This window comes from Parabacteroides goldsteinii (assembly GCF_020091425.1).
GTDB lineage: Bacteria > Bacteroidota > Bacteroidia > Bacteroidales > Tannerellaceae > Parabacteroides > Parabacteroides goldsteinii.
In genome coordinates this window covers 236,403-250,810 of record NZ_CP081906.1, presented here as the reverse complement: position 1 = coordinate 250,810, position 14,408 = coordinate 236,403, and the positions used below count along the sequence as shown (strand labels likewise).

Here is a 14,408-nt window from a genome sequence, read left to right as displayed (position 1 = left end):
CGTCTCCCGTTAGTCGATTGTATCCGTATTTGCCCTGTCCTCGATGGAGAACGGGATGTCCAGTGTCCGCTCCACTTCGAAGTTGTCCACCGCCACGAAGCGGATCTTGGGATTGTCTCCACCCGTGTTCCGGTAAAAGAGGGTGAACACCTGGCGGCGGATATCCGTCGTGTCCAGCCCTGCGATGCCGGAGAGGTCCGTCAGTTCGCGGTTTATCAGTCTGGTACCGTCCACAGTGAACACCTCGCCGTCACCCTCCAGCTGTATATATCCGATGCGGTAACGGGCCTCGCGGTAATCCCCCTCGCGGTTAAGCGTCAGACGGATCTCCACTGTCTCATCCGGTTCAATACCCTCCTGCAGGTACCAGGAAGAGAGCGAGAAGTCGTATGCCTGCCGCACCTCCAGACGGTCGTCGCAGCCGGCAAATATGCACGCCAGCAGAGCCAGCGTGCATCCCATGATGAATGTTCCTAATTTCATTGTTTCCTGTTTTTAAAAGATTAATCGATGATGTATTTCAGTCCGACGGCCACTACCGTATGGAAATGCCCTACGGACGATCCGAAAAAGACACGCTGCCGGACATTGAAAAGAAAGGCCCAGCGGTCGGTAAGGAACGCCTCCATCTCGAGTGCCGGGGCGAAGCCGTAGATGAAGGCACCCTTGTGCAGCAGGGTCGCCCCGTCATAAAGGAGCCTGCCGTTCCGGTTTACCCTCTCATAGCCGGCCAGCGCGGACAGGCCGGCGGAGAGGAACACGTTCCTGCCCCTGTCCGAGAGGAACGGGAAGAGACAGCCCGCCTCCGCGGTGAACTGCTCCTTGGGAACGGCCGTCTCCTTATAGGCATAGTGCTTCTTCACATAATCCGCCCCGACCACCCAGCGCGAACGGTTGCGGTTGTAGCGGCTCAGGGCCAGTCCAATCTGAAAATTTCCTCTCAGATGCCTTACGTTCCTTCCGAAGTCATCCACGCCGCCCAGCCTCAGTTCAAGCCCCGTCTGCCCGGGCAGGTAGCGTTGGGCGGAAACCTTGCCCGCCCAAAGGGAGAGGAAGGCGCACATTGTTATAAACAGATACTTTCTCATGGTATTACTCCTTTACCAGTTCGTCCACCAGTCTGGCATCCACCAGGTCACTGTTCTCGATATGGAACCGCTGGTGGCGTCCGCCGTCTTTCTCGTAAATCTCCACCTCGATGAGCTTGTCATCGGGGATGACCACCTTGTGGAAAGCGTAGACGATGCGTCCTTCCCCTTTGCCCTCTATACGCCTCAGTTCGTTAAGCGCACGCACCGGTTCGATGTAGGTTTCCTGCTGTGCCGTACGTTTGGCCACTTTCTTGTCCACTACCTTGAAACGCACGAAGTCGATATCGAAGGGCACATGCGAGGAATTGGCCAGCGAGATATGGAGGAACAGCAGGTCCTTATGCACATAGATGCCCTTGAGCAGGGCCTGCATCCCGAACTGGCGGCAACCGATATGCTTCACGTCCCTGCGGTCCAGACGGTGGATGGTGTACATCAGGCTGGCGATGACCGAGGGGTCCTCCTCGCCGAGCTCGGTCACACGGACGGCGCTCCCGCCTGCGGAGGGTTCCGTCGGAAACCGGCAGTCCATATTGATGTTCAACGCTTCCGGCTCCTCCCTGTAGGAGACGAGGAATGAATAGAACGATCCGTCTCCCGTGATGACCGAGAAGTTCGTCTCGCCGGGGAAATCCCGGACGGCCGCCTTTACGCGCACCACGTTCTCCACGCCGTCCGCCTTGCCCGCAATGATGTCCGTGCTGCCCAGATCGACATAGCGGACCTCCGCGGGGAAAAGGATATGAACCGTCTTGCTGAACGGCACGCCGATCCTGTAGGGTGTGATATGCTGGCCGGCGGTCAGGATCCTGACCCCGCCCTCCGGTTTGGGCTCCTGCGCCCGGCAGGTCACTCCCGCCAGCGCAGCCATGATTAAAAGAATGAATGTTCTCATCTTGAATGATTGCTTTTAAAAAAGATTACAGTTAAACGTCATTATTGCTTTTTTGTGACCAGCAGCACCTTGTACCCGGCCTTCAGCTTTACCTTGACCGCCTTGACCCGCTGCGAGATGAACCGTGTCCCGCCTTGCAGGACACCCCGCGTGAGGTCCATCGCCACCTGCTGCCCGGCGGAACCGGCGAAGGAGATGCTACCGCCCATGCTCTGGCTCACGTCCCCCAATACTTCCTTGGCGGCTGTCCGGCTTTCCGATCCCGGCACGAAGATGCCCCGCTGCCCGTCAATGTCATATGTGGCCAGTTCCACCGGGATGATATTCCCGGCATATTCGATGCTGCTTACCAGGATGTCCAGGCGTTCCCCCCGGATGTCGGCCGTGCCGGTCACCAGGCTGTTGGCCGGCACGGTGATACTTCCGGCCTGCAGGGGCTCGAGCAGGCGCAACTTCACCCGTCCTCCCTGCTCGAGGGTCTGGCTCTCGGAGATGCAGGCCGGGATGGTGTTCATCCCCATCCGGTAGCTGCTGCCCACCGCCGTGTTGAAACCGTAGTTCCTCTCCACGGCCAGTGAGGCGACAAACGCGGAGTCCGTCAGCGGCTGCTCCAGGGAGGAGGTCGTTCCGCTCTCCGCCCGGCTGACGGGGACAGGCTCCGGCTTTTCTTCCTCCTCCGTCTCGCCGGGCGTGGCTTCCGGTTTGGGGTTCAAGTACCTGGCGGCCATCCGGTAGGACTGTTCCATCATCCGCTCGCGGGATTCCGCGCGCCTGTTTTCCGCCTCCGCCTCTTCCAACCGGCGGTTCAGCTCGTCCACCTTCTGTTCCAGGCCGCCGGCCGTTTCCTGCGGTGTCTCGTAGAAACTTTCCAGCTGCTCGGTGATCCTTTCGTAGGTGTCCGCCGACTGCCGTATGCTTCCGTCCGGGCCGGATAGGCTGTCCGTCTGTCCCTTACCCTCCAACAACCTTCCGGCAAGGTCGGAGAGCGACTGCATCCGTCTGTCTTTCTCACGACGGGCCTGCTGTCTTTCATAAACGTCCGTTTTATTCCCTTCCAGTTGGACCGTCGTGGGTTCCGGCACGTTCACGTTGAATCCGGAACCACCCGCCACCGTTTCCCCGTTGTCACCGGAAGGGGCGAATATTCAGTAGAGGACCGCCAGGAATACCAGCACGAAGGCCGGTATGACGACGTATTTCCTGCGGCGCAGGATTTCCTCCTCGCTAAGCCGCTTTTCCGGTTTTGTTCCTTTGGAGGGGATATCCCCGGCTTCCGCCGGCCGTGTGCCTTCCGGGGCTTCCCCGGCGGGCACGTGCTCTTCTTCCATGTTACTCTTCCTGTTTTCCATTCTGCTGGGGTTGTTTAATGGTCCGGTAAATACTTGTTACTTGTCCTTTCAGGGGATCGGGCAGCCTGCGCAGGGTATCCGCAAGGCTGCCTTCCCCGAAGGGAAGCTCCATGCGCTCCCTTGCCGGTGTCAGCCGGCCGGCGGCGCGCAGCAGGACGATACCCGATGCGACGCAGGTGAAGGCCAGCATCGCCACGAGGATGCCCCGTCTCTGTTTCTCGGAAAGGCCCTCCAGGTATGTCTTCAGCCTTTCCCTCGCTGTTGATTTTATATCCATTTTTCCTGATATTGTCAAAAAAGGTTGATTACTATAGGGAGGCATTACCTTTCCACGGTACGCAGGTCCCTGTTTTCCAGAATCTCAAAATGCTCCGCAAGGAAGCCCTGCGGGTTGTTGTCCGAGCGGACTGTGCTCTGCAGGCGGCAACGTGTCACCAGGGAGCGTTCGGTGATGTTGCTTCCCCGGATGATCATCTGCCGGGCATAGGTGGTGACGCGGTAGGGATAGCTGTCGAAATCGCAGCTCATGCTGTCCACCACCACCGTCTGGTTGACGTTCCCGCTGATGAGCCGGTTGTAGAACCCTTTCTCGTTCCAGTCGCGGTAATACCCGTACAGGCTCTTGTCGGCCAGGTACATCGCCCGGTTTATGTTCGACTCGATGGCCGCCTTGTCGGGGGCCAGGGTGAAGAACAGCTCGTGCAGGCGGCGTACGTGTTCCCTCGCTTCCACCGGGCGGTTGCGCGCGGCGTCCTGCGAGAGGGCCATGATGAGCGACTTCCCCTCGTCCAGCACGTAGATCTTCTCCCGCTGCGCCTCGGCGAACCGATAGGACTTCCAGACGGAGAAAACGGTCAGGAGGGTGCAGGAGGCGAGGAAGACGAGACTGAACAGGCGGATCTGCCTGAACGAGGACTCGATGTTTTTTAAGCTCTTGAATTCCATGTCTTGAAATGAATGAATGTTATTATTCAGTCGTTTTTACTTTTTCAGCAGTACTCCGGCCACGTTGCCCGTGGATGCCCCCGCCACGGCCCCGCCCACGTTGGCGGCCTTGCTCGCCGTATTGTTCATGTTCCGGTTGTACGCCCCCATGCCTCCGGCCTGGACCACCCAGTTCGCCACGGTAGGAACGCAGAAATATCCCACCAGCCCTATGAGCATGAACACCAGATAGATGGCCGTCGATCCGTCCGGGGAGAAGACGCTCAGGGGATCCTGTATCATTTCCATCTCGCTTTGCAACACCAGCGTCTGTATCTTGGCGAGCATCACCCCGAGCAGGTCGGAGATGGGCAGCCAGAGATATACGCTGATATAACGGGCCAGCCACTGTACGAGCGTGCCCTGGAAACCGTCGAAGACCGAGATCGCGAAGGCTATAGGCCCCAGCACGGAGAGGACGATGAGAAAGAAGGTACGGATCGTGTCCACCACCAGCGAGGCGGCGCGGAAAAGGAACTCCATCACCTTGCGCATGATGGTCTGTACGATGCTTTGCAGGGAAAAGGAGTAACAGGTGTGGGACATCCGCTGCATCACCGCGTAGTCCTCCTCGCTCCAGCCCATGTCGGCAATCTCCTTCTCCAGCTCCTCGTCCGTGGGGTTGAACTCCCCGGTCACGGCCACCTTCAGGGGCATCTCGGAGAGCAGCCTGTCCTTTTCCTCCTGGAACTTCCTCACGTCGAAGGTCTGGTCGTGGAGCATGGCACCCGTTCCCTGCACGACGGGGCTCAGGATACCGTTCAGGCTTCCCAGCACGATCACGTCGAAGAACAGGATGCAGATGCCCAGACAGAAGGGGCGCAGCATGCTGAACACGTCCACCGGCTCGGCGCGAGAGAGGGACTGCCATACGCGGTAGGCTATGTAGAAGAGCGCGCCCAGGGCGGCGATGGCCGTGGCCAGCGTCATCATCGGCTGGCACAGCTCGGTCATCTCGTCATACAGCCGGCGCAGGATACCGTGCAGGCTGTCGAAGGATAGGGATAATAATACCATGATCTTGTCTTTTTAAGGGTTTACCAATAGCGTTCATCCTCCCCGTAAAGTTTCAGGACCTGTTCGGTCTCGCCCTTCTCCCTGGCCCGCAGGTAGGAGATGCGCCGGTTCTTTCGGGTATAGTAGTTCACCAGCGTCCTGTAATGCTTCATCTCGCGGTACACCCTTTCTATAAGGTCCAGCCGTTCCTTGTCCGTCATGGACATGCCGGTGGGGTTGATGATGTTCTTCAGCTCGGCCACGGACGCGCTGCTTTTCTTCATGATGTTGTTGTAGCCGAAGGCGATGGCCTCCAGCTCCCGCTGCGTATAGTTCTCGTCGGTGAGCATCTTCCCGTAGTTCGTCACGTAGCTCTCCGAGATTTCCGAGAGCATCAGCACGGACTCCTTGACCTTCAGGCTTCCACTCACCAGCGAGTTCACGCTCTTGAGCATGTCGTAGTATTTCCGGCTTTGTTCATAGATTTTCGAGGCTTCCTTGAAGGTGGACATGGCGTTCTGTGCCGTTTCGGAGGTCTCCACCATCTCGTTGACGCTGTTCACGATGCCCTGCGCCAGGTTGCCCGGGTCGGTCACCACCCATTGCGCGTGCATGGCCGGTGCGGTAAGTAAAAAGGCGCACAATGCGCTGAAAATTTTTCGTTTCATTGAATCGTTCTTTTAAATGTTTTACAAAGATTATCTCCTGCTGCTGTTCTTTTCGGCGGCCAACACCTGTATGGCCTGTTCCATGCTGCCGGTCTTTGCCGCCATCCGTTCCACTTCCAGCTTTTCGCTCTCCTCCGTCGTGTAGGTAAGGTACTCGGCCGTGGAGGTCTCCGTGGCATAAACGGCCGACTGCACGCCTCCCAGTCCGATCCATACTTCCTTGTACCTGCGTGAGGGGTCGTTGGCACGATTGATGGAGAGGATCTGCGAGCATTCCTTGTCGGTCAGTCCCAGAAGGGTCTGTATCCGCTCGAACTTGTTAAGGTATTTCCTCTGGTCCAGCAGGATCTTGCAGTCCGAGTTGTTGATGATGGCCTCTTTCACTATCGGGGACGAGATGATGTCGTCCACTTCCTGCGTGACCACCACGGCCTCACCGAAATACTTTCTGACCGTCTTGAACAAAAAGAGCACGTAGGCGGCCATATTGGGGGACATCAGTGATTTCCAGGCCTCTTCCAGCAGGATGACCTTGCGGATACCTTTTAAGCGACGCATCTTGGAGATGAACGTCTCCATGATGATGAGCGTCACCACCGGAAGCAGCACCTTGTTCGATGATATGTTGTCCAGCTCGAATACGATGAACCGCTTGTGGGTCAGGTCGATCTCCTTGTCCGAGTTCAGGAGGAAGTCATAGTCCCCTCCCTTGTAGAACGGTTCCAGCACGTTCAGGAATCCGTCGATGTCGAAGTCCTTCTCGCGCACCCTCTTTTTCTCCATCATCCGGCGGTAATCGTCACGGACGAACTCGTAGAACCCGTTGAAGTCCGGCCTGAGTTCCGGATTTTCCGTAATCCTGCGGATATAGGCGTTCACCGCGCCGGAAAGGGCTACCTCCTCGGAGCGTTTCGGCAGCTCGTCCTCCCGTTTCCAGAGCGTCAGGATCAGCGTCTTGATGCTCTCCCTCTTTTCCACGTCGAACTGCCGGTCCTCGCTGTAGAAGGGATTGAAGGTGATCGGGCGGTCCTCCTCATACGTTATGTAGATCCCGTCCTCCCCGCGGGTGCGCTCATGGATGAGCCGGCACAGCCCCTTATAGCTGTTTCCCGTATCCACCAGCAGGATGTGCGCGCCCTGTTCGTAATAGTTGCGTACGAGATGGTTGGTGAAGAAGGATTTGCCGCTGCCCGAAGGTCCCAGGATGAATTTGTTGCGGTTGGTCGTGATGCCCCGCCTCATCGGCTCATCCGAGATGTCCAGGTGCAGCGGCCTGCCGCTGAGCCGGTCCGCCATCTTGATGCCGAAGGGCGAGAGGGAGGAGGCGTAGTTCGTTTCCCCGATGAAGAGGCATGCCGCTTGTTCGATGAACGTGTGGAAGGACTCCTCCGCCGGGAAATCGCCCTCTCCGCCGGGGATGCCCGCCCAATAAAGGGTCGGCGCATCCACGGTATTGTGCCGGGGCTTGCAGCCCATCTGTGCCAGTGCCGATCCGGTGTCGTTCCGGATGTTCCTCAGCCTCTCCCTGTCCTCCGACCAGGCCATGACGTTGCAATGGCAACGCACGGGGACCAGGCCGAAGGAATGCGCCTCGTTCAGGTACTCCTCCGTCCACTGCCGGTTGATCTCGTTGGCACGGCTGTAGCGCGAGAGAGAGCGCATATTCCTGGCCGCTTTCTCGAAATTCCGGAGGGTCTCTGCCGGATCATCTATGAACACGTACAGGTTGCAGATATGGTTATGGGGTAGCATCAGCCCCACGGGAGCGGCAAAGGAGAGGCGGCAGTCGCTACGGTCCGTGGAATATTTCTCATAACGCCCGTCCGTCCGCACCGCAGTGGGCAGGTCGTCCGCGTCGGAAAGCGTATGCACCGAGAGCCGTTTGTCGCCGATGCGCATTTCCGCGCCCCCGAGCCGGATGTCCTCCAGCGTGGTGGTGTCCTCCTGCGAGAGGGAGAAGTATTTCTCCACCAGGCCGGCCTCCTTTCCCTTTCCGGTAATCTCCTCCGTCGTGAGCCGTTCCAGACGGACCAGTCCGGAGTCGCGGATGATGCGCTCGAACTGCTCCACGGCTTCTAGGAAGCGGAGGACGCCGTCCTTGTCCCGGACCTCCCTGGGGAGGATATGCCCCCTGCAGAGGACGGAGAAGTTGCTCTGCTGCCGCATGCGCTCCTTCGTGGTACGGGTGATGAACAGGTACGAGAAATGGTTCAGGAAGGGCCGCTCGTTGAAATGAAGCTCGAAGCTGCGGTCCAGGAATCCCAGCTCCTCTCTGTCGGTACGTGCCCTGTAGCTTTCCTCCAGGAACCAGTCCTGACGGTGGACGATGGTATGGCAGGGCAATACCCGGACGGCCTTCGCTCATGCGCCGTGCATGGCCTCGTAATCGTCGGAGGTAAGGGTGAAGACCTCCGGCAGGCGGACCTTGAAGCCGACGGTCACGTCCGCGTCCTTGGAGAGGATGCACCCGTCCTCGACAGCGAGAAGGGGGAACTTACTTTCCAGGGTGGCCGCTTTGAGTATGTTTCGCATATTTTCTTCGTTTAAAAAGTGAGGTGATACGTTTTCTGTTGATGATGTAATAGGGACGGTAGCCTGCCGCCGCCAGCTTCATCAGCCCGTGGGGACCGTATTTCCTGTTCAGGCGGAACACGCCCAGGGTAATTCCCGTGGCCGATGCGACGCAGAGGGCGATGCAGAACCAGCGGTTCACGCCCGCCATGTAAAGGATGACGAACACGAGGAAGACGGCGAGCAGGCCGCCGGCAAAGAGATAGAGGTACTGCGCCTTCAGGCCGCAGAACTCCACGTCCCGCCCGACGCCCTTGTTCAGCTTGTATTCCATACGGCATGGGGGTTACAGGAAGAACGACCTCAGCACCGTGGCCGCCACGATCAGGAACACGCAGGCCCCGAACCAGCTGCCGGCGGTCTTGCCCGTGTCCGGATCGCCCGAGGAGAACTTGGAATACACGCGGATGGCCCCGATAAGGCCACAGAGCGCCCCGGCCGCATAAATCAGTTTCGTGGCCGGGTCAAAATATCCGGTGACCATCTGCGTGGCTTGCACCAGCCCGGCAGACCCGTCACCGACAGCGAATACGGGGGCCGTTCATGTGGCCAGTCATGCCAGCAGGAAGGCCGTTTTTACCGGTATGCGTCTGATAAGGGATGCCAATGCGTCCGTCACTTTGCCCATAAGGGAAAATCGTGAAAATGAATAAGAATTCGTATGTCTCATTGTTTTTATACCTATATTATAAATGTTCGTTAGACTTTCTTTCTAAACAGGCTGCAGGCCGGATGCCCGCGGCTGTTTTTACAACTACATGTTTACTGCCGGCATCAGCCGGAATCATAATAACCTCGCATCGTTACCTCCTTTTTTAATTGTCTGTCACTCGTGTTACCGTTTCTCCGAATCGGGACATCTGCAGGATCATCCCGATTCATAATATCCGATTGTCATTGTACTTTTTCTTTGGGTGGTTGTATGTATGGACCACTCCCGGTCCTTTTTCCCTTTCCGTTGCCGGAGGGAATCACCCTGAGTCGAAATATCCGTTTGTCATACTTCTTATTTTACCTGTTTGACTGCCAGTCTGTTTGCTTCGGGGATGGAATCCTGGGATCATCCCGAATCGTAGTACCCGGTCATCGTTACCTCCTTCTTTTAAATTCGACTTTGCCGCCCGGCGGCTTTTGTTTTCTTGGGAAAATGTCCGCGAAGCGGATCAGCTTGAATCATGATACTTCTCCATATACATTATATTGTTGGTTATCGGGGTATGAAATCCATGATATCGAAATCCCTGATTATGCTTTCCCTGTCCTTTCCCGCCAGCAGTGGCGGCTCCCTGCCACTGTCCACGTACAGTTCCATGTACCGTTTCAATGTCTCGTCGCTGCCCAGAATGCCGGCCTGCAGGATGCGTTCCATGTCGGTTCCCTCCAGCCGTTCCAGTGTCTGGCGGGCATGGGACCGTTCCGGTTCCGAAAGGCGGTCCGTGGTCATGAACCTGGAGAGCAGGTCCATATCGTCGAAGGTCACGCCTCTGGCACGGTGCGGATCGGGACGTTCCACATAACCGGTGATCTCGTAGCGTTCCGGCACTTCACCGTCCTCCGGCCTACTGAAAGAAACGGGGAATTCGGGCACGGATGTCTTTCTCCCTTCCATGGCCGTATCCGTCCGCTTTTCGCTCATCGCATATTCCTCGTCCATAGGCGGGGATTGCCATAACCGGTACTGGCTCCTGCCGATGACAGCTTCCTCCCGTGCTTCCGCCGGTTCTTCCTTCACCGGAAGACCGGAGGCAGGACGCTGTCCTCCCCTCCATTTAAGGACGCTGCCCGTGTGGACGTACTTCTCTATGCTCAGGTAGGAGGCATACAGGAACAGAAGAATGAATGCGTACTCCATACCCGTCTACATAAGGTTTGTCATGCTGTGTGTGTTTCCCGTCGGGCCGATACTGTGCTGGGGCGGGTCACAATCCACCACGGTAACGTTGTACCCCCGGCGGTTGTGTAGGATACCGGCCGTAAATACGGTGAAGGTGATCTTGCCGGGTTCACCCTTCCGACCGGCCAATTCGATAAATAAAGGTTCTTTTTTCATATGCATTTCTTTTTTATAGTTATTGCCGGCAAGCTTTCCTGCCGTTTCATGCCACAAAGGAAATAACAAGCGGAATGACCTCAAATACCCTGTCATGTATTGTCATGGATAGTCAGTTTTTGTCATGGCGGAAGGGGCGGTGAAAAGAAAAAAAGGCTTTCCCGAAGGGAGTCGTGGAGCCAGCCCCCCTTTGGAAAACAAGGATACGGCGGATATCCGATACCGCGGAAAAAGAAAAATCCCCGCCGACACACTTCAAGGCCGGCGGGGATCGCAATAATAAAGGAGCGGGCTTCTCACCCCGTGATGTAACCGTACTTTTTCAGGTCGTCCATGAAATGCTCCGGCGTGTCGGTCCTCACCGTCACCCCGTGCAGTTCCCTGTACCGCCCGGAGAAATTTACCATGTACTCCTCGTCGGTGCACCCGCTGTCAAACCAGCTGCCCTCACGCAGGACACGTACAAACTCGGAAGGGTCGGAGGCGGCAATCCTGCCACCATCCGCCAAAATATACATATGCCTGTTCATGCCGATAGTTTTTTCGTTCTTAATTTATAATATAGTTTCTGTTCACTGTCGAGGAAGGGGATGTCCTGGAGTGCGGTGGCCGCGGGCACCTGCCCCCTCGTGGCAAAGGTAACCAGTTTGTGGAGAAACAGCACCCAATTGCGTATTTTTGTGAAGTTGGTCGTTCCCGAATGCTGGCGGAACTCGACCGTCTTGTGCCGTGAATAGGCTTCGAGGTTCACCTTGTGGTAACGGTTGCCGATTCTGCTTTTCAGCTCATCCACCGTCCTGGCAGAGCGTATCATCGCGTCAGATACATGCCCCAGTCCCTTGCAATAGTAGTTATCCCTGCGGGATGCCGGCATGAACCTGTCGATGACCGGTTCCAGGTGCTTGTAGCTCAGGGCCAGGTTACGCCAGGTCTCCATGCTGAAACCGGCGGCATCGATATGTACGTGAAGCCCGCAGCTCTCGTTCACCTTCACGTCACACAGGTCAAGTACCCAGCAGACCTTCTCCAGTTCCCGCAGGCCGGCTTCACCGACCAGGATCGGACTGACCAGCTCGAAGGTGTTGTTGCCGTTCAGGCTGCCGTCCGTCACGAGCTTCCAATACGGACGGGTGGTATGGTTGTAGCCTTCCACCGTAACCTCGATACCGGCTTCCCTGAGCTCGCGTGCGAGCCGTTCACGGGAGCAGTTGTAAGCCTCGATCTCGATACCGAACTTGCGGTTGAAAGTGTAATCCAGTGCGGCTGTCGCCGGATGGATATTCAGACCGCCCTCACGTTCACTCATCCGGCGCAGGGCGTTCACTACAAAACCGTAATTGCCGTTGGTCACCATTCTCGCGATTTCCGCGCGGGGAACCCCCAGAAGGAACAGCTGCCGGATCTTGCTTGTCTTCGTTGTCTCTTGTGCTAAAATGCTTCTAACTTGCTCGTTCATAACTTGTTACCTCCTTTATTATTACACTACTAAGGTAATGCTTTTATAGGAGAAGTCGTAATTATAAGAGCCTTATTATCATGCTATTAGCTTACTTTATCTTAGGCTAAAAGTCCTTATTTAAGGTGTCTGTATCCTATTATCCGCTACCGGTCGGTGTCAGATTCCTCCAGACCGATGGCGGGGCATATCTCCTCCACCAGTTCAGGAAGACCGGAGCCTTTCTCCTGACGGGGATCGGGCGGGAACAGCGTGGAGCGGAAGACACCCTTGCAGACAGTATCTGCCTCCCTGTTGTAGCGGAGGGTGTTCGGGATGTGTGAGGACAGCAGCCGCAGCCCCATCCTGTGGATGACACGGTTCCAGGCATCATACAAGTCCTTCCGGCCCCGCCTGTCCACCATGTTCCAGAACAGCCGGATCCCTTTCAGGTTGCAGTTCCCCTTGGCGATCAGCTCTTCCTCCAACACCTTGGCAAACTGCAGGGAACTCTGCATGACGATGTTGTCCGCCTTGAGCGGGACAAAGATATAGTCCATCGCGGAAACGGTATGGACCACCCCCTCGCTGCGGAGCGTTCCGGGAAGGTCAAAGAGCACGATATCGAAAGTCTCCCCTTTTTCGTCCATATAACGCCGCAGGTCTTCCATTGCCTTTTCCGGATCGCTCTTGATGACCGGATAGGCAGGCTTCCGGATTCTCTCGTACTGCCGGTACAGGTTTACCTTCAAATCGTCATTTTTCATGACACTCTCCATGTCCCTCTCACGCATCAGGGCGATGCTGTGCTGCGGGGAGTCACAGTCCACAACCGCCACACGCAAGCCTTTGCGGTAATGCAGGACACTGGCCAGCAATACCGTAAAGACGGATTTTCCCACGCCACCCTTCTGGCTGGCGATGGCAACCAACAACTCTTTTTCTTTTTTCATCATACTTCTTTTTCATTAAATGTTAAACACTATTGTTTCTGAAACAAAAAACGATGTTCCCACCGGGGGAGATCCCCTGTCATGGGGAACGGGCCTTTATGGCCGACCGGGCAGGGACTCCTCCAGAATCATGTCCACCATTTCCCTGTATTCTTCCAGATGCCGCGAGACAAGGTGGTTGATGAACCCCTCCAGCGTGACCTTTCCGTTTCTCGAGGCTCCCGCCAGGATGGACAATTTCCGGTGCAGGGCGGCGGGAATATGCAGTGACCGGCGCTGCACGCCCGCAATGCCATGCAGGTATTCCTCCCCATAGACGGACGGCTGTATGGAGCCGCTTTTCCTTGCGGAATGTATAGTGTCGTTACCGGACGTTCCACGTCCATCCCGGGGACAGACAGGTGCTTCCCCCATGATTTCACGGATGCGGGCCGTGTCCATCCTGCCGGGACCCATCCGGTCTTTTACGTTCTTTCCTGTCATGATATATCTTCTTGAACAATGACAACGTTTTATTGGCGGGCCGTTCCTTTCGGCTGCCCGTCCTCATCCCAGGGACGATAGACCTCACCGAGCAAGGCGGCGATATCCTCCCTGTATTCCTCCATATGGAGCTCCAACAGCCGGATGATAAAACCGGAGATGCTGCCGCAACCGGCGGCCCTGACCAGCATGGCGATCCGGCGGTGCAGTCTCCCGTCAATGTATGCGGTCTTCCACTCCGCAGCCTTGGGGGCGGGAACCAGAAACCTCCTCTTGTATTCTTCCGGGTCTGTCACTTTCCCTGCCCCGACCTGCCTTTCATGCCCCGGCCCCCTCATCGCCGGTTCCGGGGATGGGGAAACGGGATCTGACAGAAGGTTCCCCGTGAGTCCGACCCTCTCGAGAACGATATCGGAAAGCCGGTTCTTTTCCTTTTCTGAATCCATATCTTAAAATCTTAAATTATTAAATTACACAACTGGTATTGTATCGGAATACAAAATAAAGGAAGAAGAGTACAGGACGGAACCACCTGTCACTTATAGTCATCCAAAGTCGGTTATTGTCATGATACACATGACGGGTGGACGGACATGCCGCTGCGCTCGGACGGTTCTTCCTATACGGAGGTGACGTCAGAGGTCCGCTGCCCGTAGAAGTGTGGAAAAGCGGGCGGGATTCCGTTTCCTTGTCCACCGGTCCTTTTCAATCCTTATGGGTAGGTGTGGGAACACGTACCTGTCCTGATACGGATTCTTAAATTATCAGTCTACAGAAGTGTATAAGTAGCAATCCGTTAATGGAGACGATGAAGAAAAAAATAAGTCGTACACGGCTACCTGCCCATTTCTCCATTTGCAGAAGTGTATAAGTAACAATCCATTAATGGAGACAATAAAGAAAAAATATAAGTCGTACACGGCTACCTGCCCA

18 protein-coding genes and 1 pseudogene are annotated in these 14,408 nt (G+C 56.3%); all 19 read right to left on the bottom strand.

From position 1 onward, the window contains the following. Positions 1 to 9: 9 nt before the first annotated feature. The 19 genes and pseudogenes from K6V26_RS01965 to K6V26_RS01875 all read right to left on the bottom strand — a co-directional run bounded on the left by K6V26_RS01965 (position 10) and on the right by K6V26_RS01875 (position 13,921). Positions 10 to 483 carry a TraQ conjugal transfer family protein gene (locus K6V26_RS01965; protein WP_087340063.1) on the bottom strand — a complete coding sequence of 158 codons (474 nt, stop codon included), beginning with the start codon at positions 481 to 483 and terminating at the stop codon, positions 10 to 12. A 20-nt stretch (positions 484 to 503) separates the two neighbouring features. Beyond that, positions 504 to 1,088, bottom strand: coding sequence for a conjugal transfer protein TraO (locus tag K6V26_RS01960; protein ID WP_087340060.1), 585 nt, complete (start codon positions 1,086 to 1,088; stop codon positions 504 to 506). Positions 1,089 to 1,092: 4 nt separating this feature from the next. After that, positions 1,093 to 1,986, bottom strand: coding sequence for a conjugative transposon protein TraN (gene traN / locus K6V26_RS01955; protein ID WP_087340057.1), 894 nt, complete (start codon positions 1,984 to 1,986; stop codon positions 1,093 to 1,095). Positions 1,987 to 2,027: 41 nt separating this feature from the next. Further along, positions 2,028 to 3,074: a conjugative transposon protein TraM gene (gene traM / locus K6V26_RS01950; protein WP_262905176.1), complete on the bottom strand. Its 1,047-nt coding sequence runs from the start codon at positions 3,072 to 3,074 to the stop codon at positions 2,028 to 2,030. A gap of 57 nt (positions 3,075 to 3,131) precedes the next feature. Then, positions 3,132 to 3,314 (bottom strand): hypothetical protein, encoded by a 183-nt coding sequence (locus K6V26_RS01945; protein WP_224264469.1) that lies wholly within the window; start codon positions 3,312 to 3,314, stop codon positions 3,132 to 3,134. Position 3,315: 1 nt separating this feature from the next. Further along, positions 3,316 to 3,612 carry a hypothetical protein gene (locus K6V26_RS01940; protein ID WP_224264468.1) on the bottom strand — a complete coding sequence of 99 codons (297 nt, stop codon included), beginning with the start codon at positions 3,610 to 3,612 and terminating at the stop codon, positions 3,316 to 3,318. Between the two features lie 44 nt (positions 3,613 to 3,656). Further along, positions 3,657 to 4,280 carry a conjugative transposon protein TraK gene (gene traK / locus K6V26_RS01935; RefSeq protein ID WP_224264467.1) on the bottom strand — a complete coding sequence of 208 codons (624 nt, stop codon included), beginning with the start codon at positions 4,278 to 4,280 and terminating at the stop codon, positions 3,657 to 3,659. 36 nt (positions 4,281 to 4,316) lie between these two features. Further along, the gene (gene traJ / locus K6V26_RS01930; RefSeq protein WP_087340048.1) at positions 4,317 to 5,336 is read right to left on the bottom strand and encodes a conjugative transposon protein TraJ; all 1,020 of its coding nucleotides are present in this window, start codon (positions 5,334 to 5,336) and stop codon (positions 4,317 to 4,319) included. A 20-nt stretch (positions 5,337 to 5,356) separates the two neighbouring features. Next, positions 5,357 to 5,983, bottom strand: a complete 627-nt coding sequence (locus K6V26_RS01925; protein WP_087340046.1) for a DUF4141 domain-containing protein — start codon at positions 5,981 to 5,983, stop codon at positions 5,357 to 5,359. Between the two features lie 30 nt (positions 5,984 to 6,013). Beyond that, positions 6,014 to 8,515: pseudogene (locus K6V26_RS01920) on the bottom strand (TraG family conjugative transposon ATPase). After that, a complete protein-coding gene (locus tag K6V26_RS01915) occupies positions 8,478 to 8,828 on the bottom strand; it encodes a DUF4133 domain-containing protein (protein WP_087340037.1) in 351 nt (116 codons plus the stop codon). The pseudogene K6V26_RS01920 and the gene K6V26_RS01915 overlap by 38 nt, the downstream one beginning before the upstream one ends. Positions 8,829 to 8,840: 12 nt before the next feature. Continuing rightward, on the bottom strand, positions 8,841 to 9,056 hold the full coding sequence (locus K6V26_RS01910) for a DUF4134 domain-containing protein (RefSeq protein WP_087340034.1): 216 nt from the start codon (positions 9,054 to 9,056) through the stop codon (positions 8,841 to 8,843). A gap of 705 nt (positions 9,057 to 9,761) precedes the next feature. Continuing rightward, complete coding sequence (locus tag K6V26_RS01905) at positions 9,762 to 10,406, bottom strand: hypothetical protein (RefSeq protein WP_087340030.1); 645 nt, start codon at positions 10,404 to 10,406, stop codon at positions 9,762 to 9,764. A gap of 6 nt (positions 10,407 to 10,412) precedes the next feature. Further along, positions 10,413 to 10,700 carry a P-loop NTPase family protein gene (locus K6V26_RS28675; RefSeq protein WP_224264466.1) on the bottom strand — a complete coding sequence of 96 codons (288 nt, stop codon included), beginning with the start codon at positions 10,698 to 10,700 and terminating at the stop codon, positions 10,413 to 10,415. A gap of 200 nt (positions 10,701 to 10,900) precedes the next feature. Then, a complete protein-coding gene (locus tag K6V26_RS01895) occupies positions 10,901 to 11,134 on the bottom strand; it encodes a hypothetical protein (RefSeq protein WP_087340028.1) in 234 nt (77 codons plus the stop codon). Beyond that, positions 11,131 to 12,060 carry an amidoligase family protein gene (locus tag K6V26_RS01890; protein WP_087340025.1) on the bottom strand — a complete coding sequence of 310 codons (930 nt, stop codon included), beginning with the start codon at positions 12,058 to 12,060 and terminating at the stop codon, positions 11,131 to 11,133. The genes K6V26_RS01895 and K6V26_RS01890 overlap by 4 nt, the downstream gene beginning before the upstream one ends. A 146-nt stretch (positions 12,061 to 12,206) precedes the next feature. Beyond that, a complete protein-coding gene (locus K6V26_RS01885; protein WP_008766507.1) occupies positions 12,207 to 12,995 on the bottom strand; it encodes a ParA family protein in 789 nt (262 codons plus the stop codon). A gap of 93 nt (positions 12,996 to 13,088) precedes the next feature. After that, positions 13,089 to 13,475 carry a DUF3408 domain-containing protein gene (locus K6V26_RS01880; protein WP_087340022.1) on the bottom strand — a complete coding sequence of 129 codons (387 nt, stop codon included), beginning with the start codon at positions 13,473 to 13,475 and terminating at the stop codon, positions 13,089 to 13,091. Positions 13,476 to 13,504: 29 nt separating this feature from the next. Further along, positions 13,505 to 13,921, bottom strand: a complete 417-nt coding sequence (locus K6V26_RS01875) for a DUF3408 domain-containing protein (protein WP_224264465.1) — start codon at positions 13,919 to 13,921, stop codon at positions 13,505 to 13,507. Positions 13,922 to 14,408 lie beyond the last annotated feature (487 nt).

Excerpts from the sequence above, each read along its gene's own strand:
- K6V26_RS01965 (WP_087340063.1), bottom strand. The coding sequence starts at position 483 with ATGAAATTAGGAACATTCATCATGGGATGCACGCTGGCTCTGCTGGCG.
- K6V26_RS01960 (WP_087340060.1), bottom strand. The coding sequence starts at position 1,088 with ATGAGAAAGTATCTGTTTATAACAATGTGCGCCTTCCTCTCCCTTTGG.
- traN (WP_087340057.1), bottom strand. The coding sequence starts at position 1,986 with ATGAGAACATTCATTCTTTTAATCATGGCTGCGCTGGCGGGAGTGACC.
- K6V26_RS01945 (WP_224264469.1), bottom strand. The coding sequence starts at position 3,314 with ATGGAAGAAGAGCACGTGCCCGCCGGGGAAGCCCCGGAAGGCACACGG.
- K6V26_RS01940 (WP_224264468.1), bottom strand. The coding sequence starts at position 3,612 with ATGGATATAAAATCAACAGCGAGGGAAAGGCTGAAGACATACCTGGAG.
- traK (WP_224264467.1), bottom strand. The coding sequence starts at position 4,280 with ATGGAATTCAAGAGCTTAAAAAACATCGAGTCCTCGTTCAGGCAGATC.
- traJ (WP_087340048.1), bottom strand. The coding sequence starts at position 5,336 with ATGGTATTATTATCCCTATCCTTCGACAGCCTGCACGGTATCCTGCGC.
- K6V26_RS01925 (WP_087340046.1), bottom strand. The coding sequence starts at position 5,983 with ATGAAACGAAAAATTTTCAGCGCATTGTGCGCCTTTTTACTTACCGCA.
- K6V26_RS01915 (WP_087340037.1), bottom strand. The coding sequence starts at position 8,828 with ATGGAATACAAGCTGAACAAGGGCGTCGGGCGGGACGTGGAGTTCTGC.
- K6V26_RS01905 (WP_087340030.1), bottom strand. The coding sequence starts at position 10,406 with ATGGAGTACGCATTCATTCTTCTGTTCCTGTATGCCTCCTACCTGAGC.
- K6V26_RS28675 (WP_224264466.1), bottom strand. The coding sequence starts at position 10,700 with ATGACAGGGTATTTGAGGTCATTCCGCTTGTTATTTCCTTTGTGGCAT.
- K6V26_RS01895 (WP_087340028.1), bottom strand. The coding sequence starts at position 11,134 with ATGAACAGGCATATGTATATTTTGGCGGATGGTGGCAGGATTGCCGCC.
- K6V26_RS01890 (WP_087340025.1), bottom strand. The coding sequence starts at position 12,060 with ATGAACGAGCAAGTTAGAAGCATTTTAGCACAAGAGACAACGAAGACA.
- K6V26_RS01885 (WP_008766507.1), bottom strand. The coding sequence starts at position 12,995 with ATGATGAAAAAAGAAAAAGAGTTGTTGGTTGCCATCGCCAGCCAGAAG.
- K6V26_RS01880 (WP_087340022.1), bottom strand. The coding sequence starts at position 13,475 with ATGACAGGAAAGAACGTAAAAGACCGGATGGGTCCCGGCAGGATGGAC.
- K6V26_RS01875 (WP_224264465.1), bottom strand. The coding sequence starts at position 13,921 with ATGGATTCAGAAAAGGAAAAGAACCGGCTTTCCGATATCGTTCTCGAG.